The sequence below is a fragment of the Bacteroides sp. 1_1_30 genome (assembly GCF_020982715.1).
Taxonomy (GTDB): domain Bacteria; phylum Bacteroidota; class Bacteroidia; order Bacteroidales; family Bacteroidaceae; genus Bacteroides; species Bacteroides xylanisolvens.
The window spans coordinates 18,717-40,639 of record NZ_JAJKHN010000023.1 but is presented as its reverse complement, the minus strand read 5'-3'; the positions used below and the strand labels follow the sequence as shown (position 1 = coordinate 40,639).

The window sequence follows — 21,923 nt, the reverse complement described above, 5'->3', positions numbered from 1 at the left end:
CAATTATTTATCTTTTTTCTCTGCACCCCGTATTTTGTCCTGTGCAGTTATTCCTTTCTTGATTTCTATCTTGATTCCATCACTCATGCCGGCAGTCACCTGCGTACGCTGGAACTTTTGTTCGGGCACTGAATCTGTCATGATGTACACAAATGTAGAGTCGCCATTAAACTCAATAGTGCTTTCGGGCACTGCCAATACTTGATTTGCCCTTTGCAACACGATTTCCGCATTAGCCGAATATCCGGAACGAATCTGAACGGAATCTGGAATGGTAATTGCAGCCTTGATTTCAAATTGGTTGGCACCATTGGTTTCTACCCCTTTCGGAGAGATATATTCCAGAATGGCGTTGAAAGTCAGATTCTGCAAAGCTCCGATTGTCAGTTTGATCGGCATCTGTTCGTGGATACGTCCCACTTCCGTTTCATCAATATTACCACGGAAAATCATGTCGTTCATATTGGCTACCGTAGCAATCGTGGTTCCATCATTGAACGTGTTACTCATAATCACAGAGTTACCGGCTTTTACAGGTACATCCAAAATCAACCCGTCAATGGTAGAACGAATCATCGTACTACTGAACGATGCACTGTTTTTAGTAATCCCTTCTTTTACGATTTCCAGATTATCTTTAGCCGTCTGTCTCTCTTCACGAGCCTGTTTCAAGGCTACTTCACTTTTCTCATATTCTTCCCGGCTAATCAGCTGATCTTCGTACAACTTCTTTACACGGGCAAAATCCGTTTCTGCCTGTGTTGCATTAATCTCTGCCAAGCGCACACGGCTTTCCGCAGAATTCAGTTGACCGAGTTCAGGGATTACTTTTACTTTGGCGATAACTTCCCCTTTCTTCACAGCTTGTCCGGCTTCTTTGTACACTTCGTCGATAATACCCGAAATCTGCGGTTTGATTAAAATTTCGTCTCTCGGTTCCACCTTTCCGGTAGCTACTGTAGTCTTTTGGAGATCAGTGACTTCCGGTTTTACTATTTCGTAAGTGATTACCTTGGGTTTAGACTTCTGATAAAGGAATACGAATGTTCCGACAAGAATGATAGCAATGACTACCAATAATGTGATTTTCAGATACTTTTTCATGACTTTATTTATATTTTTATTGTTTACGATTAATAATTGAAATCCCTCGCACTTCTTTATTCGTCGCGGATAGCTTCAATCGGTTTGATAGCCATAGCCCGATAAGCAGGTGCGAGACCTGCCAACATTCCCAGTGCGATCAGAAGAGCACAAGTGCCGATTGCCAGTCCGAAGGTAACCTGAAAACGGACGTCTCCTCCGTCGGCGTTTGCTCCCATCTCTACCAGTTGCAACACCATGACGGCAAAAGAGATTCCACACATTCCTGCAATAGTAGTAAGCACCATACTTTCCGATAGAATCTGTTGCAGAATATCTTTGGGGCGTGCGCCGATTGCCCGGCGGATACCAATTTCGGTGGTACGTTCTTTCACGGTTACCATCATAATATTAGATACGCCGATGGCACCTGCCAACAGAGTCCCCAATCCTACCATCCAAACCAGTATATTGATACCGGTAAACAGATTGTCTACCATCGAGAACATCGCTTCCGCATTCAGGTACATAAGTGCCTGTTTGTCGTTAGGCGCGATATAATGCGCAGCTTTAATAATCTGCTCCATTTCCGGTTGTACGTCGGACACTTTGATTCCATGCTTCACGGTGAAGCAGATGACGTCGATCCGTCCCCCTAAGTTATACGTTTGCTGCATCGTGGTGAAAGGCAGGGTGACAGCTTCCGAAGCCCGTCCCTGTATGTTCATATCCCCTTCGGAGGAAGACATGCCGATCACCTGATAATAAATTCCGTCCACACGTATGTATTTTCCACAAGGATCCTCTCCCGGTTTGAACAGGCTTTCATAGATACGTTTTCCGATAACGCACACTTTACGTGCTTCCTGTATATCCACTTCGTTGATAAACCTGCCGTAGGCCATTTCTTGTGATTCGATGTGGAGATAGTCCGGATATAATCCTTTCACGCTGCAATCGTATTTCTTATCTTCGTATACAGCTTTGGAACCCCAACGGGCAATGGAAGGAGTAATGACCTCCACATCTTTGACCTTCGAGCGGAGACGTTCGATGTCGATAGCTTCCAGATTCCACCACCTGCCTTTGCGGAAACCTTTGTAAGCTTCGCCCGTTTTCTGTGCGGCAAGGAAGCCGGAGTTGGTTGCGAATCCTTCAAAGTTCTTTTTCATCATGCCTTCCAGTCCTTGTCCGCCGCCGATCAGGGCGACGAGCATAAAGATTCCCCAGAAAACACCGAATGCAGTCAGCAGGCTTCTCGTTTTATTTCTTGTAATGGTAATGAGGATTTCCTCACAGGTATCCATGTCTATTCTCATAGTCTTAATCTGCTCTAAGTGCTTCGATTGGTCGGATGCTGACTGCTTTTCGGGCAGGGAATAATCCGGCTAACGTACCAGCTATTATTAATGTGAGTGTAGCCTGTATGGCGATTCTTATATCTACTGTCGGATTCAGGAAAACAGTTTCCGTCCACATTCCGGTATCCATTGTCTGATTGCCAAAGGCGTTATTCATCCATTCGGTCACTCCGATGCCCGCCACCATTCCTATATATCCGAATATCGTGGTAATGGTGACACTCTCTACGATAATCAGCCAGAGAATAGAAAGCGGCTTGGCACCCAGAGCTTTGCGGATACCGAATTCACGGGTACGTTCTTTTACGGTAATCAGCATAATGTTGGATACTCCTACAATCCCGCTTAACAGTGTGAAGATACCGATCACCCAGATAGCGATGCGTAGCATGTTCGAGCCTTGCTGCTGTTGCAAGTAGTTGGTAAACCGGTTCCAAATCCAGATAGCACTATGATCTGTCGGGTCAAAGCGATGATTAGCCCCCAGCACCTTGCGGTAATGAGCTTCAAATGCTTCATTCGCTTCTATCGTTTCCAGATTTTTGGTAGTCATGACAAGGTTATTCAACTTGTCTCCTTTGTTGTAAATCGTTTGCAGGGTGGTGAAGGGGATGTAAGCATCGCTGTCTCCGCTGTCTCCTTTATCATTATACAGCCCTACTACCTGATAAACCACATTACTGGCATTGACAAACTGCCCGATAGGCTCGGTATGCGTTTTATCGAAAAGAATCTCTGCTGTCTTTTTATGGAGCACAATTACTTTCCGGCGCTCTTTAATATCAATTTCATTGATGAAACGTCCTTTGAAGAGTTTCACCACTTCTACTTCCGTATGGTTGGGATATACGCCGGAAAGATTCAAACTGACGTATTCTTGTCCGAAACTTAAGTTAATACCTCCTTGCCACACAGTTGCCCCGGCTTTAATGACATGGTCCGGAAAATAATGGTCGGTAGCGTCCACGTCTTTATTATCCAATTGCACTCGTCTTCCTTCTTTCAGTCCATCGTATGATTTGCTGGTCCATCCCGGAAAAATCTTGATGGAGTTCATGGCACGTTCGGAAGCCGATTGCTCGAATGCATGGATCAATCCGTTTCCTGCGCCTAACAGGACGATCAGCATAAAGATACCCCATGCCACAGCAAATCCTGTGAGAAAAGTCCTTAGCTTGTTACGCTTGATGGTACTGTATATTTCTTGCCAAATATCAATCATTTTTTTAAGTATTAGGTGATAAGTAAGTATTAAGTATTAGGTATTAAGTATTAGGCTGCGCTGCGACCGCATGGAATTAATACTTATTTCATGAAACCGTCTTTGCCGAACGGAGAGGCATCGTGGTCGATATTATCTTCAATGCGTTCGATAACCCCGTCCTTGATGTGTATAATCTTGTCTGTTTGGTTGGCAACTCCGCTTTCGTGGGTGACAACTACAATCGTCATTCCCAGCTTATGAAGATCTTTCAGAATTTGCATCACTTCCACGGAAGTTTTACTGTCCAAAGCTCCTGTAGGCTCATCTGCCAGAATGATTTGCGGTTGGGTGATTAAAGCCCGTGCGATTGCCACACGTTGTTTCTGACCGCCACTCATTTCGTTGGGCATGTGATGTGCCCAGTCTTTTAAACCCAGACGGTCGAGATATTCCAAGGCAAGTGCATTTCGCTTCTTGCGGCTTATCCCTTGATAAAATAAAGGAAGTGCTACATTCTCTACGGCATCTTTAAAGGAAATCAGGTTAAATGACTGGAAGATAAATCCGATCATGCGATTCCGGTATTCGGCAGCTTTGGTTTCGCTTAAGTTCTTGATGAGTACGTTATTCAGATAATACTCTCCGGTGTCGTAGTTGTCGAGAATTCCCAATATATTGAGTAAAGTTGATTTCCCAGACCCGGATGCTCCCATGATGGAAACAAATTCTCCCTGTTCGATATTGAGATTGATACCTTTAAGTACATGGAGAGACGCTCCGTTGTTGTAGGTCTTGTTGACGTTTGTTAGTTGTATCACAATTTTCTTTATTTAGATTCTGTTTTCTAATAATTTTCTACTATTAGACGGCTGCAAGATACGAAAAGTTGCAAAGAGGTTGAACTTTTTTTGAAAAACATTTTGTAGACTCAATCTTCTTTACGTAATTTGTGTGCAGTAAACTTAATGATTAACTAACCCTTTTAAATAAAAGTATCATGAATTCAAACATGGAAAAGCCCTACGTAGTAGGTATTGACATAGGCGGAACGAATACCGTCTTTGGAATTGTAGACGCACGCGGAACTATTATTGCCAGCAGTTCAATCAAAACATCTGGTTATCCTACAGTAGAAGAATACGCTGATGAAGTGTGTAAAAGCCTGCTTCCATTGATTATTGCTAATGGTGGCGTTGATAAAATCAGAGGTATCGGTATCGGTGCTCCGAATGGTAACTATTACACGGGAACGATTGAATTTGCTCCAAACTTGCCTTGGAAAGGAATTCTTCCGTTGGCTGCCATGTTTGAAGAAAGACTGGGTATCCCCACTGCTTTGACAAACGATGCAAATGCTGCTGCTATCGGTGAAATGACTTATGGCGCTGCCCGTGGTATGAAAGACTTTATCATGATTACACTGGGTACCGGTGTGGGTAGTGGTATTGTTATCAACGGCCAGATGGTATATGGACATGACGGTTTTGCAGGCGAATTAGGACACGTGATCGCTCGTCGCGATGGTCGTCTTTGCGGTTGTGGACGTAAGGGATGTCTGGAAACTTACTGTTCGGCTACCGGTGTAGCTCGCACAGCTCGCGAATTCCTTGCCGCTCGTACGGATGCCAGCTTGCTTCGTAACATTCCTGCAGAAAACATTACTTCAAAAGATGTATATGACGCAGCTGTACAAGGAGATAAATTGGCACAGGAGATCTTCGAATTTACAGGTAATATCTTGGGTGAAGCTTTGGCGGATGCTATTGCATTCTCCAGCCCTGAAGCCATTGTATTGTTCGGTGGCTTGGCTAAGTCCGGTGACTATATCATGAAACCGATTCAGAAGGCCATTGATGATAATATCCTGAATATCTATAAAGGTAAGACGAAATTGCTCGTTTCCGAATTGAAGGATTCTGATGCTGCTGTACTGGGTGCCAGTGCATTGGCTTGGGAACTGAAAGATTTGAAAGAATAATATATCATTATTATAATAAAGGTGATGAAGCCTCGGGAGTCTATGACTTTCGGGGCTTTGTTTTATTATTCCTTTCCGCCATCTACAAGGCATCTACAGCCTATTCAGAAAAGGGTTTATTCTCACTAGTATGAGAAATAATACTCATACTAATGGGAATATATTCTCATAGGTATGAGTATTTTTTCTCACAGGTGTGAGTATAGTTGAGAAAATGTACTTCCCAGATAATAGCTTTGCGAGAATGGTAGCAATAAAAAAGGGAACTTCATTCATTATGAAGTTCCCTTTTTTATTTCGAATCGAAAAGTTCGGCTTAGCCGTTAGCTCTTTTTTCTTTGATTCTAGCTTTCTTACCAGTAAGAGCGCGCAGGTAGTACAATTTAGCGCGACGAACTTTACCTACCTTGTTCACTTCGATGCTATCGATAGCCGGTGATTCGATTGGGAAAATTCTTTCTACGCCTATAGTTCCTGACATTTTACGTACAGTAAAACGTTTTTTGTCTCCGTGACCGGCGATTTTGATAACAACACCACGGTACAGCTGTACACGTTCTTTGTTACCCTCGATAATACGATATGCTACTGTTACAGTGTCTCCTGCTTTGAAGCTCGGGTGCTGTTTTCCGGTAGCGAATGCTTCTTCTGCAATTTTAATTAAATCCATTGTTGTTATTATTAAATTGTTTCATCGTTACAACGCAACATACCAAGTATCTCTTCTCTTGACAGCGATTGCGCGAAAGCGGTGCAAAGTAACGAATTATTTGCCAGATAGCCAAATGTTTTTGTATATTTGTAGCATATCTAAAAATAGCGAACATGAAACAGACTTATGCAAAGTATCTGATGGTGGCAGCGTTGGCAGGAGGCTTCCTGTTTACTTCCTGCCGGACCGCACGCGAGACTACGGCTCAGTACGAAGTAACTAAAGTAGAGGGCAGCATGATAACGATTGATTCTGTTTGGGATACCCATCCCAACGCGAAAGCTGCCGAAATCTTAAAGCCTTATAAGGAAAAGGTGGATGCGATGATGTATGAAGTCATCGGCACCAGTGCGATGAAAATGGACAAAGGAGGTCCCGAAAGTTTACTTTCCAACCTTGTTGCAGGTGTTTTGCAGCAAGCGGCTGTTCAGGTGTTGGGGAAACCTGCTGATATGGGATTGGTAAATATGGGCGGCTTGCGTAATATCTTGCCCGAAGGAGATATTACGGTAGGCGATGTGTTTGAAATTCTTCCTTTTGAGAATTCTCTTTGCGTACTGACTATGAAAGGAACAGATTTGAGACGTCTTTTTGAAGCGATTGCATCTCTACACGGAGAAGGAGTGAGCGGTATCCGTCTTGAAATCACCAAAGATGGAAAGTTGCTGAACGCCTTTGTCGGTGAAAAACCACTAAAGGATGACCAGCTCTACACGGTGGCTACTATCGACTATCTGGCAGATGGAAACGGACGGATGGATGCTTTCCTGCAGGCGGAAAAGAGAGTATGCCCCGAAGACGCAACCTTACGCGGACTATTTCTTGATTATGTACGCAAACAGACTGCCGAAGGCAAAGCGATTACCTCTAAACTGGATGGACGTATTACCATAAAATAAAAAGGAGAATCTAAAAATATTGAATATGAAAAGATTTCAGATATTATTCCTGTTATGTCTTGCATTGAGCTTTACTTTCTCAATCTTTGCGCAGGATAAGGATACCAAAGAAGTGATTATTTTACAAACAAGCGATGTGCATAGTCGTATCGAACCTGTCAATCAGAAGGGGGACGAATACTATAATAAAGGTGGTTTTCTTCGCCGGGCTGCTTTTCTCGAACAGTTCCGCAAGGAGCATAAGAATGTGCTGCTTTTCGACTGCGGAGATATTTCTCAAGGGACACCTTATTATAATATGTTCCGCGGAGAAGTGGAAGTTAAACTAATGAATGAAATGGGTTATGACGCTATGACTATCGGTAACCATGAGTTTGATTTTGATGTGGATAATATGGAACGTATTTTCAAGATGGCTAATTTCCCGGTCGTTTGTGCCAACTATAATCTGGATGCTACGGTATTGAAAGATATAGTTAAACCCTACGTCGTTCTTGAGAAATATGGTTTGAGAATTGGTGTGTTTGGTCTTGGAACCCAACCGGAAGGGATGATTCAGGCTAATAAATGCGAAGGAGTCGTTTATGAAGATCCTGTCCGCGTATCCAACGAAATAGCTGCTTTGTTGAAAGACGAAGAAGGTTGTGATTTGGTAGTATGCCTGTCTCATCTGGGCATTCAAATGGATGAACATCTGGTTGCCGGAACACGCAATATCGACGTGATTCTGGGCGGGCACTCTCATACATTTATGAAAGGCCCCAAAACATACTTGAATATGGACGGAAAAGAGGTGCCTGTTATGCACACGGGAAAAAATGGTGTTCGTGTAGGCCGTCTCGATTTGACTTTGAAACATAAATGAAGATAATCCCCTCAATAGTAACGCTTTTATTCCTTATTGCGGCCGGCACGGTTTCAAGTCCGGCGCAGAATGCTACAACCGTTGAACCTCTGCTGGTGTATAAAGCCCTTCAGGACAAAGACTGCCGGCACTGGGTTGATTCGGTTATGGATAAGCTTTCCTTTAAAGAAAAGGTAGGGCAGTTGTTCATCTATACCATTGCCCCGGTAGATACCAAACGAAATCTGGAACTGTTGCGCGAAGTAATCGACACCTATAAAGTGGGCGGACTTCTCTTTTCCGGTGGGAAGATGCAAAATCAGGTTGAACTGACAAACCGGGCGCAACGGCAGGCAAAAGTCCCTTTGATGATTACCTTTGATGGAGAATGGGGACTGGCCATGCGTTTGCGTGGTATGCCTGTTTTTCCACGGAATATGGTATTGGGATGTATCCGTGACAACAAGCTGCTCTATGAATACGGGCGTGAAGTTGCTCGTCAATGCCGACAGATTGGAGTACAGGTCAACTTTGCTCCGGTGGCGGACGTGAATATAAATCCTGAAAATCCCGTAATCAATACCCGTTCTTTTGGAGAAGATCCGATACAGGTGGCTGATAAGGTTATCGCTTATGCTTCCGGTTTGGAAAGTGGAGGGGTGTTATCTGTGTGCAAACACTTTCCCGGACACGGGGATACCGATGTCGATTCGCATAAAGCGCTTCCGGTACTTCCTTTCACTCGCGAGCGTCTGGATAGTGTGGAGCTTTATCCTTTTAAAGAGGCCATCCGTGCCGGACTGGGCGGTATGATGGTGGGGCATCTGCAAGTTCCGGTGATTGAACCTATTGGCGGACTTCCGTCTTCCTTGTCCCGCAATGTCGTGTATGATTTGCTGACCGATGAACTGGCGTTCAAAGGGCTGATATTTACCGACGCGCTTGCCATGAAAGGTGTGGCAGGAAATGGAAATGTCAGTTTGCAGGCTTTGAAAGCAGGTAATGACATGGTACTGTCTCCCCGTAACCTGAAGGAAGAGATACCGGCCGTACTGGCAGCTGTTGAAAAAGGGGAACTAAGCCGTGAAGAGATTGAAAGCAAATGCCGCAAAGTCTTGACTTATAAATATGTGTTGGGACTTAAGAAGAAATCGTATGTACAATTATCCGGTCTGGAACAACGCATTAACAGTCCGCAGACACGTGACCTGGTTCGTCGGTTGAATTTAGCGGCAATAACCGTTTTGAATAACAAGAATCATATCCTTCCTCTACATACAGACAAGGAACAGAAGATTGCACTGCTCGAAGTGGGAAATCCTGGAAAAACTGATGTATTGGCCAAACAACTTTCCCGTTATACCTCTTTAGCTCGCTTTTGCCTTCGTGCCAATCAGACAGAAGAGGAAAATCAACGGTTGCGTGATTCTCTGTCTACCTATAAACGAATCATTGTAGCCGTTAGCGAACAGCGCTTGGCGTCTTATCAGCCTTTCTTTGCGAAGTTTGCTCCTCAAAGTCCGGCTATTTATCTGTTTTTCACTCCGGGGAAGATGATGTTGCAGATTCAGCGGGCCGTGTCTCATGCTTCGGCAGTCGTGTTGGGACATAGTTACAATGTAGACGTGCAGCGTCAGGTCGCAGATGTGTTATTTGCCAAGGCATCCGCAGACGGACAGTTGTCGGCAAGCTTGGGAGAACTGTTTCCAACGGGAGCAGGAGTGACCATTACCCCCAAGACGCCATTGCATTTCGTGCCGGAAGAATATGGGCTTTCTTCCACTCATCTGAAACGCATCGATTCTATCGCATTAGACGGTATTCGCCAAGGAGCTTATCCCGGTTGCCAGGTGGTAGTGTTGAAAAACGGCCATAGCATGTTCGACAAATCTTTCGGCACTTATGCGGGTAAAGGAAGTCCGCGTGTCGAATCTACCAGTATCTACGATTTGGCTTCCCTATCAAAGACGACGGGCACTTTGCTTGCCATCATGAAACTCTACGATAAGGGACGTTTCAATCTGACAGATAAGATTTCGGATCATTTACCGTTTTTGCAACGTACTGATAAGAAAGATATAACGATTCAGGAAATCCTGTATCATCAGTCCGGTTTACCTTCCTGGATTCCTTTCTACCAAGAAGCCATTGATAAAGATAGTTATGACGGAAGATTGTTCAGCGCACGCAAAGACGCGCATCATCCGTTACAGTTGGGAACGACTTCATGGGCGAATCCGAAGTTCAAATTCAAAAGTGAATACGTCTCTCCCGTCAAGACTGGTGATTACACTGTTCAAATCTGTGATAGCTTGTGGTTAAACCGTTCCTTCCGGAAGGTGATGGAAGAGAAAATAATGGAAGCTCCGTTAAAGCAGAAACGCTATGTATATAGTGATGTCGGATTTATTCTGTTGGGTATGTTGGTAGAACAACTGGCCGGTATGCCTATGGAAGCCTATCTGCAACGTGAGTTTTACGAACCGATGGGGTTGGAGCATACAGGCTACTTGCCTTTACGCCGTTTTGCCAAATCGGAAATTGTCCCTTCCAACAAAGACCGTTTCTTGCGTAAAGAGACTTTGCAGGGATTTGTGCATGATGAGGCTTCCGCTTTCTTTGGCGGATTGGCCGGGAATGCCGGACTTTTCTCTACTGCCCGTGATGTAGCCCGCGTTTATCAGATGTTGCTGAATGGAGGAGAAATAGACGGTCAACGCTATCTAAGCAAAGAAACCTGCCAGTTGTTTACTACGGAAACTTCAAAGATCAGCCGGCGTGGCTTGGGCTTTGACAAACCGGATGCTGATGATCCGAAGAAAGGAAATTGTGCTCCTGCCGCACCTGCCGGAGTGTACGGTCATACCGGCTTTACCGGTACATGTGCATGGGTAGATCCGGTCAATGAACTGGTTTATGTATTCCTTAGCAACCGGATTTATCCGGATGTGACAAATCGCAAACTGAACCAACTGCACATTCGTGAGCGAATACAGGGAGCTATTTATGATGCGATGAAGAAAAAATAAAAAAAGAAAGGTAAAAGGTGCCTATATTAAAAGCTACCTTTTACCTTTTTTATTATTAACGTAATATTCTGATAGTTGTCAGCCAGTCTTAGAAGGATACACCCAGGCGGAAGCCGAAGTTGCTCAATCCATCTACACTGTAATGCAGTACGTCAGCCTTGTTGGTACCATAGCTGTAGTACAAAGCAAAGTGCAACCCCGGTCCGTAAACCCATGGGAATACATTGATACCTACTTCAGGAGAAGCATAGAATCCCCAACTGTTTTCTCTTGCTTCCAGCATGCTGAAATTAGAGCGGATTTTAGCATATTCAGCACCTAATTTAGCACTGACGTATGGTTGAAAGGCTCCACCACGATTCCACTGGTAACGTGCAGCAGCACCGAAAGGCAATTGGAAAATGGTATGTTGCTGATCGGTAGTCACTTCACCGGCGCCCATCTGGAAGGTTTCGCGACCTACATATTCGTGGTTGCTGTGATAGTTGAGGAAAAGACCCAAACCGATGTTAGGAGTCACGAAATAACCACCTTCGAAGTTCATACCCCAACCGCTTGCTTTATCAGCAAAATTGTTACTTAGCGGAGCGTTGAACTGCCAGTCGATATTTGCATATCCATTGTCCGATAGCTGTGCCTTAGCCGGCATGGCGAAGGCGATGGCAATAGCCGCCAAGGCTACTACCTTGAAGTATATATTTTTTCTTGTTTTCATAACAGTTGTAGTTGTTTATTTGTTAGTAAGATAAGGTGACTGTGTAAATGACTGGTTGACAGCTTCTACTGCAAGAGTACGGTTGATAGCTTTGGAACCAGTTTCAAATCCGGTCAGATAACTTGTCCATACAACAGGCAGTTTTTTACTGTCTCCCTGTTCGGCTTTCAAGTTCACCATTTCTGTCAGGAAGGAGTTGGTGCTATAACTATAAGTTACTGCATACGGGTAGTACCATCCACCACCCCAGTTGCCACCCCAGTAGCCAGGACCCCAATATCCGGGATAACCCCACCACCATTCAGGTTGTGTGTAGCTGGTGAAATAATAAGTACTTGCGATGTAGCTCACTTGGATACCAAGATCTGCGCTTTCCTGGTCAGCTGCTGCTTCGTAACCTCTAGCTTCCATATTGTCTGTATAAGCTGCCAGAATTTGTTCTGCGCCTTCACCTTCGAGATATTCCGGTTCTTTACTATCACTGATGACCAGAATCTGTGGTGCCAGATAGAATGTAGGAACTTTGAAATCGGCTTTCTTGTCGTAGTTAGTGTATACCAGATAATTGTCATCCAGTTTACCCATGTCCGGGTCTTTTTCACATGAAGCGAGTGCAAAGACCGCCAATAAAATAGGAATTAATTTCTTCATATCTTTTATAATGTTTAGGTTATATAAAAATCACGCCCAGGTACCTTGGGCTTTTGATACAAACAACAAGAAAGGTGGAAAAAGGTTCGCGTGGAAATTTCTTTTGCCGGAAAATTAACATATTTCTTTGGCCCGGCGGAAAGAAAAACGGTGAGCGCTCTGCCCTATTATCAGGGAGTTTGCTCACCGTTTATTATTTACAGATATTTATTTGAAAAATCCGTTTATTAAAACAGAGGTTTTAGTAGATCCGGTATTTCTACCTTATCAAGTTCCAGTTCAGTTACCCGTTGTTTACCCAATTGAGTCAGATGGAAATACATCTGTCTCCGGTCTTCACTTCCGAGTGATCGGACGATTAGTCCTTTTTCTTCCAGTATCCGCAGCATTTTGGATGTGTGTGAGGGGCTTAGTTCGGTTTGTTTAGACAGGTTGGTAGCCGTCACTTTGTCCGAAGCCTCTTTAAGGGCACACAATATCATTGCTTCATTAAGCGTTATCTGGTACATTTTTTCAAATGCTGTTTCAAAGTTTCCCATTGCTTTGAATACATCACGCATTGCACATATTGTTTTCATACCTTATTTAAATATTTCATTTGTTCATTTTTTAAATAAATAGATTAACGTTTGCGTTATCCGCCCGTTCCATATACGTTGCTACGCCGCCAATGGTCACCTCGTCCAGGAGTTCTTCTTGTTTGACTCCCATCACGTCCATTGACATCTGGCAAGCAATAAATTCCACACCGTTTTCCAGCGCTTGCTGGCGCAGGGATTCCAGTGAATCAATCCCTTTTTTGTTCATGATATACCGCATCATTTTTCCGCCTATTCCGCCCATACTCATCTTAGAAAGTTTCAGTTTTTTGGAGCTGGAAGGCAGCATCATGCCAAACATTTTTCCGAAAATATCCTTTTCGGTTTCCGGTTTGTGCAACTTCTTGATGACGTTCAGTCCCCAGAATGTAAAGAAGATGGTGACTTTTTGTCCCGTAGCTGCTGCGCCGTTTGCTAGTACAAAAGTAGCCAAAGCTTTATCCAAATCATCACTAAACATGATAAAGGTTTTTCCTTTGCCCTCACATGAAGTAACAATATTGCACGCTTTTGGTTCTCCTTTTTCTATGACAACAACAGATTTTCCTCCGGAGCTGTCTTTCGAAATCAGTTGATTGCCCGTTGAACTGCACCATGCGGCAGCGTCACGCGGAAATCCCGGATCGGTTGAGGTGATTTCCACCCGTTCACCTGATGCCAGTGTATCCATTGTTTTCTTCATTTTCAAAATCGGGCCGGGACATTGTAACCCGCAAGCGTCTACCCGAACTGTTTTAGCGGGGGTTGCAAGGGCATCGGCGGTGACGGCAGCCGTGGCAGTAACCGTGGTATCCGAAACCTTAGCAACTGCAGGTTGCCCAACTTGGGGACTACCTCCTTGTTGTTCGGGTGATTCGTCTATTTCATTTCCATTTTCTTCGCGTATGATAATCGGAGCAGTGGCGGCTCGATAAGTCTTCAGTCCTCCCGAGAGATTACGCACCTTGTCAAATCCATGTTGAGTTAATATCCGGTAGGCAAGATACCCCCGTAGTCCGACAGCGCAGAAGGTATAAATCATTTTATCTTTCGGCAGTTCGGCCAGCCGGTCACGAAGCTCATCCAGCGGAATATTCACGGCACCTGGTAAGCTGCCTAAAGAATATTCGTCCGGGGTGCGGACATCCAGGAGGAACTTATTTTCCATTTCAATGTCCCGCAACTCTCTCCAATATACCGGATTGGTTTTGCCGGTAATGATGTCTTCCGCTACATATCCTGCCAGTGCTACCGGATCTTTGGCCGAAGAGAACGGAGGAGCATACGCTTGTTCCACTTTCATCAGGTCGTAGATCGTTCCCTCGTGTTTGATGACAAGCGCGAGTTCGTCAATCCGTTTGTCCACTCCATCGTAACCGACGATTTGCCCGCCGTACAATCTTCCCGTCTTTTTGTCGAAAGTGATTTTGATACTCATCGGCATGGCATCCGGATAGTAGCCGGCATGAGAGGCGGGATGGATGGTAGATGACATATAATCTATCTCTTCCTGGCGCAGGCGCTTGCCGGGTAAACCGGTTGAAGCAACGGTCATGTCGAAAACTTTTGCGATTGAAGTGCCGATAGAACCTTCGTAAGGTGTTTTTGCCCCGAGAACGTTGTCTGCAACGATGCGTCCCTGACGGTTGGCAGGTCCGGCAAGATAGTTGAGCCAGGGTTTTCCGGTGATCGGATGGCGGAACTCGATTGCGTCACCGATGGCATAAATCGATTCATCAGACGTTTGCAAGTAATCATTCACGGCAATACCTCCTGCAGGGCCGATAGTCAGTTCGGCAGCTCGTGCCAGACTGGTTTCCGGGCGTACTCCGATTGACAGGATAACGATATCGGCAGAAATGGACTGACCATTTTTGAACGTTACTTTCAACCCTTTTCCCTCCCGGCTAAAAGAGGCGACAGCTTGTTCCAGATAAAGATTGACTCCTTTATCCATCAAGTGCTGGTGGACGAGCGATGCCATCGAGAAGTCAATAGGAGCCATCACTTGATTGCCCATTTCCACAATCGACACTTTCGCTCCCTGTGTATGTAAGTTTTCCGCCATTTCCAGACCGATAAATCCGGCTCCTACGATAACGGCTTTTCGCGGAGCGTGGCTCTTGATATATTCTTTGATCCGATCCGTGTCGGTGACATTCCTTAACGTGAAGATTCCGCTAAGGTCGATTCCTGGAAGAGGAGGACGCACCGGGGAAGCTCCGGTGGAGATGACTAATTTATCGTAGCTCTCCTCATAAGTGTCTTCACTGCTTTGCCGGATGGTCACTGTCTTTCTTTTCCGGTCAATGAAAATCGCTTCGTTTTCTGTACGTACATCTACACGGAAGCGTGTAGAGAAGGCTTCGGGCGTTTGCACGAACAATTTATCCCGTTCCTCTATCACTCCTCCTATATAATAAGGAAGCCCGCAATTGGCGTATGATATATACTTTCCTTTTTCCAAAAGGATAATTTCTGCTGTTTCATCTACTCGTCTGATTCGGGCAGCAGTGGTGGCTCCTCCTGCAACTCCCCCAATAATAATTATTTTCATCTGTTTATAGTGTAAATAGTTTCCTATGGAAATAACAAACAGGATCGAAGAAATGTTCATGGATTCAGATAAAAAAACTATATTTGCGCACCCTGTTTTTCATTCTTCTATTTAATGTAGACAAATTGTATGAATAAAATTCTTATTATTGACGATGAAGTCCAGATTCGCAGCCTTTTAGCTCGTATGCTGGAACTTGAGGGCTATGAAGTGTGTCAGGCAGGTGATTGCAAAGCTGCCATCAAACAACTGGAAATTCAATCGCCCGACGTAGCTTTATGCGATGTTTTTCTTCCTGATGGAAACGGAGTGGATCTAGTTTTGAATATCAAAAAAATAGCTCCCAATGTAGAAGTGATTCTTCTTACTGCTCACGGCAATATTCCCGACGGGGTGCAGGCTATCAAAAACGGTGCGTTTGATTATATAACGAAAGGAGACGATAATAACAAGATTATCCCTCTCATTAGTCGTGCCGTAGAGAAAGCAAAAATGAATGTCCGTCTCGAAAAACTGGAAAAGAAGGTCGGGCAAATGTACTCGTTCGATTCTATCCTGGGGGAGTCAAAAGTGCTGAAAGAGTCGGTGTCTTTGGCGCAGAAGGTGTCTGTGACAGATGTTCCCGTATTGCTGACGGGAGAAACCGGAACAGGAAAGGAGGTCTTTGCGCAGGCTATACATTATAACAGCAAGCGGAGCAAACAGAATTTTGTGGCGGTCAACTGTTCGTCTTTCAGCAAAGAACTGCTCGAAAGCGAGATGTTCGGACATAAGGCAGGTTCGTTTACCGGTGCGTTGAAAGATAAGAAAGGGCTTTTTGAAGAGGCCAATAACGGAACGATCTTTCTGGATGAAATCGGAGAGATGGCTTTCGAATTGCAGGCAAAGTTACTGCGTATCCTTGAAACAGGAGAATATATAAAGATCGGTGATACCAAGCCGACAAGAGTCAATGTGCGTATCATTGCTGCTACCAACCGGAATTTGCAGGAGGAGATCAAAGCCGGGCATTTCCGTGAAGACTTGTTTTATCGTCTTTCGGTTTTTCAGGTGCATCTTCCTTCGCTTCGTGAACGTACCGGTGATATCAGAATTCTTGCAACTGCTTTTGCCAAAAGTTTCTCCGAAAAACTTTCGTATGCCATCAATGAGATGACTCCTGCTTTTTTGGAAGCGCTGGAACAACAGCCGTGGAAAGGGAATATCCGTGAGTTGAGAAATGTGATTGAGCGTAGCCTGATTGTTTGCGAAGGTGGACGGCTGGATATCTGCGACCTTCCTTTGGAAATCCAGAACACTCATTATGAATGTTCGGACGATAGTACAGGTAGTTTTGAACTGGCTGCAATGGAGCGCAGGCATATTGCGCGTGTGTTGGAATATACGAAAGGGAATAAAACGGAAGCTGCCCGCTTGTTGAAAATCGGACTTACCACCCTGTACCGGAAGATAGAGGAATATAAAATCTAAGCATACATTTTCTTAAGTCCTTTTATGCTGGCTTTGGGATATATAGCATTTCAAAATAGGCAAAAAGGACTTGAGAAACCATACCATAAGGACTATCGGAAATTTTTTGCATCTTCTTCCTCTTTGTCAATCAAAGTTGTGGCACTGCTTTTGATGGCTTGAATAATAGAAGAAGTGAAGCCTTTGTGCTCCAGTTCGTTCAATCCTTTTATAGTGGTTCCGCCCGGAGTGGTTACTTTCTCTATTTCCAGCAATGGATGAGTGTTATGATTCAGAATCAGTTCTGTCGCTCCTTCCATGCTATACGCTGCCATTTGCATGGCATCCTTGCCGGGAATTCCTAGCTCAATCCCTGCCTGCATAACCGCTTGCATATATTTTAAGGCGAAAGCTATTCCGCTGGAGGTTAATGCGGAAGTGGTATCTAGTTGTTTCTCTTGCAGGAACAGGCATTTTCCTCCTTCTTCAAATATCTGTTTTATTAATTGCTGATATTCTTTATCAGTTCCGCGGGAAGCTATCAAAGTGAGGCTGGAACGTTCTGTAATGGCCATATTGGGAACTGCCCGAAAGATAGGCATCTCGGCTTCTGTCAAATGAGCCAGGTGGGAGATACATACTCCGGACACAAGAGATACGAGGATTTGTGTACGCGAGAAACGTAGAGGGGACAATACTTCATCTACTTTCCAGGGATTGATGGCGAGGACGATTACTTCGGCTTCCGATATGGCTTGTTGGTTATCGGTCGTTATGTGTATTGCAGGGAAATGTTCTTGCAGTCTCTCCAGTTTATCAATGTTTGGATTGGAGACAATAATGTCTTTCTCATTGTAAAGATGTCCTTGCGCCAGACAAGTGACGATTGCACTCCCTATGTGTCCGGCTCCTATAATAGCTATTTTCATCTCTTTATTTTTTTATTTGGCTTTCAGATGTCTCTTTTTATCCGGCTTTGAATCAGGCTGCGCACTGACTCTCGAAAAATTGTCTGGATAGCGAACTAATCAGTCTGTTTTTATCTGTGGTATGTACAGATAGTGTGAAACAATGATCGCTTCCTCCATAAGAAATGAGAGATACGGGGATATCTTTGATAGTATCCATAATATGACTTTCTACTTGTGTGCGTTCCCAATGAAGGGAGCCGATGATATGTATTACAGACATATTTTCGTCCATAACCATTTCGGCATATTTATGTAGTTCCCTTTGAATGATTCGCAGGGTGTCCCGGCTGGCTGTCAGCATCATCGAGATGGATACATTGGATGAGGCCATTGAGATGACATTGATTTGATATTTGTTGATAACTTCCAATATCTTACCCATAAACAAATATCCGGGCAATACATTCAATGAGGTAAAACGTACAAAGGTAGCCGAATCCTGTGAGAGAATGGCCTTGACACTGTTGCCTGTGTCATGGGAAGATATATAGAGGCGTTCTGTTGACAGATCGTGTGTATCGGTTAGGCGGATAACTATATTAGAGCGTGCCGCAAGGGTGATACAATCTGCGTAGAGCAGGTGTACTCCGCTGTTAATCAGTTGTTCGGCTTCTATGTAAGTTAGTGAATGTTGTTCTCGCAGACAATTCCGGTTTGCGTAGATATGGTTGATAGGGGTGGATAACAGTATTTCGTCCGCTTTGAATAGGGTGGCAAGCACTGTTGCATAGTAATCATTGCGTTGTTCGCTCATGAAGTCTATTTCACCATACACATTCCTGCAAATGGAAAGTGGGGCGATAAAAATATCTACATTCCGGTTCTCGTCAATGTATTGTTGGATAGATTCCTGAATATATGGGATGTCCGGCTTTCTTTCCAGGTTGATCTGTATAAGTTTGCCGGTATCTAATGTTTGGGCACGAAGACCCTGTTGACGTAAGCAATAAGTGAATAAATCGCTGGATAATCCGTATATTTCCGCTTTTATCATTTTATCAATCAGCAAATCTGCTTTGTCTTCTACAAGTATATGTATTTTCTTTATGCACTCCAGAATCCGGTTCTTAATTTCCTGATTTAAGTGCGAATCTGTAATGAGATGATTGGCAAGGGTACAGCAATATGCTTCGATGGCATTGACTGTGGCATGAGAAGCTTCATCTTCTTCGTGAAACCAACTGCTGGAAATAGCCTGTAACCACTCCTGTAATTGTGCCAATATAGGGACTACAGCTACATAAGGATGTTCTTTCTGAATACAATTGATTACTTGCTTCATTTCATCCTCATCTTTAATTTTCTCGAATTTACAAACTTTCATTGTTATCTGGTTATTTATTGGTTACTACTCTTTTCAAAATGATATGCCTTTTTTCAAAAGAGAAAGATATTTAAGAATCATTCCTTAGCTTTAAAACATGGTATATCTTTGTAAATCAATCTGTTAATGCCGCAATCAGTGCTTTTAATACATCTCTTTACTATAAGTAATCTGCTAATACCATACCACATTGGGATATGAAAATAAGATTTCTTATCTTTGTTGCGTAATTGATTGAGAAACCAACAGTATTCATCTATTTATGAAACTCTGTATCTAGCTACGCTCAACGAATAGCATCATTTCTAACAGGGCTATTCAGCTATCCGACAGGCAACTACTCGCCTGCCAAAGAGTTTTATATCCATTTTTATAAATTTACGGAACTGTGTGCTGCTATGATGTGGTATACCGTATCGTGTTATTTTTAAGTTGAGCAATGAATTATACATATAAGCAAATATGGCTCATCAACTTTCCTGTGATGATGAGCATTCTGATGGAACAATTAATCAATATTACCGACGCTATTTTCCTGGGGCATGTGGGAGAGGTAGAACTGGGAGCTTCCGCGCTTGCCGGAATCTATTATTTGGCTGTTTATATGCTGGGCTTCGGATTTAGCATCGGGCTGCAGGTGATGATTGCCCGGAGAAATGGGGAACAACATTATAAAGAGACGGGACGTATATTTTTTCAGGGATTATATTTCCTGTCGGGGATGGCAGTCATTCTTTGTTTGCTGATTTTGTTTGTTTCTCCATTTATCTTACGCCGGTTGATAACTTCGGATGAGATTTACCAGGCAGTGATTCATTATCTGGATTGGCGTAGCTTCGGTTTGTTGTTCTCATTTCCTTTTTTAGCTTTCCGGTCTTTTCTGGTAGGGATAACAACGACCAAAGCATTGTCCGTGGCAGCTATCATGGCTATCTGTATCAATATTCCTTTTAACTATCTGCTGATATTCAAACTGAATCTGGGTATATCCGGGGCGGCGATGGCTTCTTCTTTGGCAGAGTTCGGAGCTTTTATCGTACTCCTATTATATATGTGGGTGAGGGTAGATAAAGTGAAATATGGGCTGAAGGTCGTTTATGATGGGAAAGTGTTAATAAAGTTGTTGAGGATATCTGTATGGAGTATGCTTCACTCTTTTGTTAGCGTTGCTCCCTGGTTTCTGTTCTTCGTTGCTATCGAGCATCTGGGAAGGACAGAGCTTGCTATTTCCAATATTACTCGTAGTGTTTCTACCGTCTTTTTTGTGATTGTCAACTCTTTTGCATCCACTACTGGTTCATTAGTCAGCAATCTAATTGGGGCGGGGCAGGGGAAGGAACTTTTTCCCGTTTGCCATAAAGTTCTTAGGTTGGGTTATGCCGTGGGAGTTCCATTGATAGTTATGGCTCTTTGGGGTAACCAATGGGTTATCGGATTTTATACGAATAACGATAATCTGGTGAGACTAGCTTTCTATCCTTTTATAGTTATGCTGTTGAATTATGCTTTTGCACTGCCCGGATATGTTTATATCAATGCTGTTACCGGTACAGGAAAGACGAAGCTCGCCTTTATCTTCCAGTTAATCACCATTCTTGTATATTTGATTTATCTGTATCTGTTAAGTGAATGTTTTCATGCTTCTCTGACTGTGTATATGACGGTAGAATATTTGTTTGTTATTTTATTAGGGATACAATCTATCATTTACTTAAAGAGGAAATCCAACTAGAATATGTATTTTTGTACTTTCAATACTTGATACTTTCTCGAAATGACTGAAGATATAAAGAATAAACTTTTAATGTGTGCGGAGATGTATCATCGCGCAGACTTTATACAAAGTGATCCGGTGCAGTTTCCCCATCGTTATACGCTGAAACAGGATATCGAAGTCAGCGGTTTGCTGACGGCGATTATGAGTTTTGGCAATCGCAAACAGATCTTGAAGAAAGCGGACGAATTGCACGGGCTAATGGGAGATTCGCCTTATCAGTATGTACTGTCCCGTCAGTGGGAGAGAGATTTCCCATCGGGAGCAACCGGTAGTTTTTATCGGATGCTGTCACATGCTGATTTCTATGGATATTTCCAGCGATTATACATTGCTTATACACAGTTTGAAAGTTTGGAAGAAGCCTTGAAGACATACCCCGGAATACCGATGGAAAAGCTATGTGCATTTCTTGAAGTCTCTGCCAAAAGCCCTCAAAAGAAACTGAATATGTTTTTGCGTTGGATGATTCGTCGGGACTCGGAAGTCGATTTGGGCATTTGGGAGAGTTTTGATCGCAGGGATTTGATTGTTCCCTTGGATACACATGTCTGCCGGGTAGCCCATTATTTCAAGTTGACGGATGCGGAAAACTTTTCTCTGAAAAATGCCCGTCAGATAACGGCAGCATTGGCTAAAGTCTTTCCGGATGATCCTTGTTTGGGCGATTTTGCTCTGTTCGGATTAGGGGTGAATGGGGAGATTTAATGTATAATCTGATAAAATGAAATTTTCGATTATAATCGGAAAAGTCTACGTTAAGCGAACAGTTTTCGATCATAATCGAAAAATTA

At 43.6% G+C, this 21,923-nt stretch carries 18 protein-coding genes; 7 read left to right on the top strand and 11 right to left on the bottom strand.

Features of this window, described 5'->3' with window-relative positions; translation table 11 throughout:
* Positions 1 to 3 precede the first annotated feature (3 nt).
* The 4 genes from LPH68_RS08795 to LPH68_RS08780 all read right to left on the bottom strand — a co-directional run bounded on the left by LPH68_RS08795 (position 4) and on the right by LPH68_RS08780 (position 4,466).
* Positions 4 to 1,104, bottom strand: a complete 1,101-nt coding sequence (locus LPH68_RS08795) for an efflux RND transporter periplasmic adaptor subunit (protein WP_008644983.1) — start codon at positions 1,102 to 1,104, stop codon at positions 4 to 6.
* 56 nt (positions 1,105 to 1,160) lie between these two features.
* A complete protein-coding gene (locus LPH68_RS08790) occupies positions 1,161 to 2,402 on the bottom strand; it encodes an ABC transporter permease (RefSeq protein ID WP_004315004.1) in 1,242 nt (413 codons plus the stop codon).
* Between the two features lie 4 nt (positions 2,403 to 2,406).
* Complete coding sequence (locus LPH68_RS08785; protein WP_004315005.1) at positions 2,407 to 3,666, bottom strand: ABC transporter permease; 1,260 nt, start codon at positions 3,664 to 3,666, stop codon at positions 2,407 to 2,409.
* An 83-nt stretch (positions 3,667 to 3,749) separates the two neighbouring features.
* Complete coding sequence (locus LPH68_RS08780; protein ID WP_004315006.1) at positions 3,750 to 4,466, bottom strand: ABC transporter ATP-binding protein; 717 nt, start codon at positions 4,464 to 4,466, stop codon at positions 3,750 to 3,752.
* A gap of 179 nt (positions 4,467 to 4,645) precedes the next feature.
* Between LPH68_RS08780 and LPH68_RS08775 the strand changes: the two genes are divergently transcribed.
* Positions 4,646 to 5,626 (top strand): ROK family protein, encoded by a 981-nt coding sequence (locus tag LPH68_RS08775; protein WP_004315007.1) that lies wholly within the window; start codon positions 4,646 to 4,648, stop codon positions 5,624 to 5,626.
* A gap of 316 nt (positions 5,627 to 5,942) precedes the next feature.
* Here LPH68_RS08775 and rplS read toward each other — a convergent pair whose 3' ends face one another.
* Complete coding sequence (gene rplS / locus LPH68_RS08770) at positions 5,943 to 6,296, bottom strand: 50S ribosomal protein L19 (RefSeq protein WP_004315008.1); 354 nt, start codon at positions 6,294 to 6,296, stop codon at positions 5,943 to 5,945.
* Between the two features lie 155 nt (positions 6,297 to 6,451).
* Here rplS and LPH68_RS08765 point away from each other — a divergent pair, with 155 nt between their 5' ends.
* The 3 genes from LPH68_RS08765 to LPH68_RS08755 are packed head-to-tail and all read left to right on the top strand — an operon-like array spanning position 6,452 to position 11,110.
* Positions 6,452 to 7,237 (top strand): 5'-nucleotidase C-terminal domain-containing protein, encoded by a 786-nt coding sequence (locus tag LPH68_RS08765; RefSeq protein WP_004315009.1) that lies wholly within the window; start codon positions 6,452 to 6,454, stop codon positions 7,235 to 7,237.
* 25 nt (positions 7,238 to 7,262) lie between these two features.
* Positions 7,263 to 8,102 carry a bifunctional UDP-sugar hydrolase/5'-nucleotidase gene (locus LPH68_RS08760; protein ID WP_004315010.1) on the top strand — a complete coding sequence of 280 codons (840 nt, stop codon included), beginning with the start codon at positions 7,263 to 7,265 and terminating at the stop codon, positions 8,100 to 8,102.
* The gene (locus LPH68_RS08755; protein ID WP_004315011.1) at positions 8,099 to 11,110 is read left to right on the top strand and encodes a glycoside hydrolase family 3 N-terminal domain-containing protein; all 3,012 of its coding nucleotides are present in this window, start codon (positions 8,099 to 8,101) and stop codon (positions 11,108 to 11,110) included. Before LPH68_RS08760 ends, LPH68_RS08755 begins: the two co-directional genes overlap by 4 nt.
* An 88-nt stretch (positions 11,111 to 11,198) precedes the next feature.
* On the opposite strand, the gene LPH68_RS08750 is transcribed toward LPH68_RS08755, so the two are convergent.
* From LPH68_RS08750 to LPH68_RS08735, 4 genes are all read right to left on the bottom strand, one after another.
* A complete protein-coding gene (locus LPH68_RS08750) occupies positions 11,199 to 11,825 on the bottom strand; it encodes an outer membrane beta-barrel protein (protein ID WP_008019936.1) in 627 nt (208 codons plus the stop codon).
* Between the two features lie 15 nt (positions 11,826 to 11,840).
* Positions 11,841 to 12,476: a DUF4136 domain-containing protein gene (locus tag LPH68_RS08745; RefSeq protein ID WP_004314298.1), complete on the bottom strand. Its 636-nt coding sequence runs from the start codon at positions 12,474 to 12,476 to the stop codon at positions 11,841 to 11,843.
* 227 nt (positions 12,477 to 12,703) lie between these two features.
* Positions 12,704 to 13,054 (bottom strand): winged helix DNA-binding protein, encoded by a 351-nt coding sequence (locus tag LPH68_RS08740; RefSeq protein ID WP_004314299.1) that lies wholly within the window; start codon positions 13,052 to 13,054, stop codon positions 12,704 to 12,706.
* A 31-nt stretch (positions 13,055 to 13,085) separates the two neighbouring features.
* Positions 13,086 to 15,611, bottom strand: a complete 2,526-nt coding sequence (locus tag LPH68_RS08735) for an FAD-dependent oxidoreductase (protein WP_151922934.1) — start codon at positions 15,609 to 15,611, stop codon at positions 13,086 to 13,088.
* A gap of 129 nt (positions 15,612 to 15,740) precedes the next feature.
* Here LPH68_RS08735 and LPH68_RS08730 point away from each other — a divergent pair, with 129 nt between their 5' ends.
* Positions 15,741 to 17,081: a sigma-54 dependent transcriptional regulator gene (locus LPH68_RS08730; RefSeq protein ID WP_151922935.1), complete on the top strand. Its 1,341-nt coding sequence runs from the start codon at positions 15,741 to 15,743 to the stop codon at positions 17,079 to 17,081.
* Positions 17,082 to 17,173: 92 nt separating this feature from the next.
* Here LPH68_RS08730 and proC read toward each other — a convergent pair whose 3' ends face one another.
* Positions 17,174 to 17,989, bottom strand: a complete 816-nt coding sequence (gene proC, locus LPH68_RS08725; protein ID WP_004307010.1) for a pyrroline-5-carboxylate reductase — start codon at positions 17,987 to 17,989, stop codon at positions 17,174 to 17,176.
* A 52-nt stretch (positions 17,990 to 18,041) separates the two neighbouring features.
* Complete coding sequence (locus LPH68_RS08720) at positions 18,042 to 19,355, bottom strand: aspartokinase (protein ID WP_151922936.1); 1,314 nt, start codon at positions 19,353 to 19,355, stop codon at positions 18,042 to 18,044.
* Positions 19,356 to 19,794: 439 nt separating this feature from the next.
* Between LPH68_RS08720 and LPH68_RS08715 the strand changes: the two genes are divergently transcribed.
* Both LPH68_RS08715 and LPH68_RS08710 read left to right on the top strand, forming a co-directional pair.
* Positions 19,795 to 21,087, top strand: a complete 1,293-nt coding sequence (locus LPH68_RS08715) for an MATE family efflux transporter (protein WP_151922937.1) — start codon at positions 19,795 to 19,797, stop codon at positions 21,085 to 21,087.
* 42 nt (positions 21,088 to 21,129) lie between these two features.
* Complete coding sequence (locus LPH68_RS08710; RefSeq protein WP_087323282.1) at positions 21,130 to 21,837, top strand: TIGR02757 family protein; 708 nt, start codon at positions 21,130 to 21,132, stop codon at positions 21,835 to 21,837.
* Positions 21,838 to 21,923 lie beyond the last annotated feature (86 nt).

What these genes read in the sequence shown, in the direction of transcription:
- LPH68_RS08795 (WP_008644983.1), bottom strand. Translation starts at nt 1,104, where the DNA reads ATGAAAAAGTATCTGAAAATCACATTATTGGTAGTCATTGCTATCATT.
- LPH68_RS08790 (WP_004315004.1), bottom strand. Translation starts at nt 2,402, where the DNA reads ATGAGAATAGACATGGATACCTGTGAGGAAATCCTCATTACCATTACA.
- LPH68_RS08785 (WP_004315005.1), bottom strand. Translation starts at nt 3,666, where the DNA reads ATGATTGATATTTGGCAAGAAATATACAGTACCATCAAGCGTAACAAG.
- LPH68_RS08775 (WP_004315007.1), top strand. Translation starts at nt 4,646, where the DNA reads ATGAATTCAAACATGGAAAAGCCCTACGTAGTAGGTATTGACATAGGC.
- rplS (WP_004315008.1), bottom strand. Translation starts at nt 6,296, where the DNA reads ATGGATTTAATTAAAATTGCAGAAGAAGCATTCGCTACCGGAAAACAG.
- LPH68_RS08765 (WP_004315009.1), top strand. Translation starts at nt 6,452, where the DNA reads ATGAAACAGACTTATGCAAAGTATCTGATGGTGGCAGCGTTGGCAGGA.
- LPH68_RS08760 (WP_004315010.1), top strand. Translation starts at nt 7,263, where the DNA reads ATGAAAAGATTTCAGATATTATTCCTGTTATGTCTTGCATTGAGCTTT.
- LPH68_RS08755 (WP_004315011.1), top strand. Translation starts at nt 8,099, where the DNA reads ATGAAGATAATCCCCTCAATAGTAACGCTTTTATTCCTTATTGCGGCC.
- LPH68_RS08750 (WP_008019936.1), bottom strand. Translation starts at nt 11,825, where the DNA reads ATGAAAACAAGAAAAAATATATACTTCAAGGTAGTAGCCTTGGCGGCT.
- LPH68_RS08745 (WP_004314298.1), bottom strand. Translation starts at nt 12,476, where the DNA reads ATGAAGAAATTAATTCCTATTTTATTGGCGGTCTTTGCACTCGCTTCA.
- LPH68_RS08740 (WP_004314299.1), bottom strand. Translation starts at nt 13,054, where the DNA reads ATGAAAACAATATGTGCAATGCGTGATGTATTCAAAGCAATGGGAAAC.
- LPH68_RS08735 (WP_151922934.1), bottom strand. Translation starts at nt 15,611, where the DNA reads ATGAAAATAATTATTATTGGGGGAGTTGCAGGAGGAGCCACCACTGCT.
- LPH68_RS08730 (WP_151922935.1), top strand. Translation starts at nt 15,741, where the DNA reads ATGAATAAAATTCTTATTATTGACGATGAAGTCCAGATTCGCAGCCTT.
- proC (WP_004307010.1), bottom strand. Translation starts at nt 17,989, where the DNA reads ATGAAAATAGCTATTATAGGAGCCGGACACATAGGGAGTGCAATCGTC.
- LPH68_RS08720 (WP_151922936.1), bottom strand. Translation starts at nt 19,355, where the DNA reads ATGAAAGTTTGTAAATTCGAGAAAATTAAAGATGAGGATGAAATGAAG.
- LPH68_RS08715 (WP_151922937.1), top strand. Translation starts at nt 19,795, where the DNA reads ATGAATTATACATATAAGCAAATATGGCTCATCAACTTTCCTGTGATG.
- LPH68_RS08710 (WP_087323282.1), top strand. Translation starts at nt 21,130, where the DNA reads ATGACTGAAGATATAAAGAATAAACTTTTAATGTGTGCGGAGATGTAT.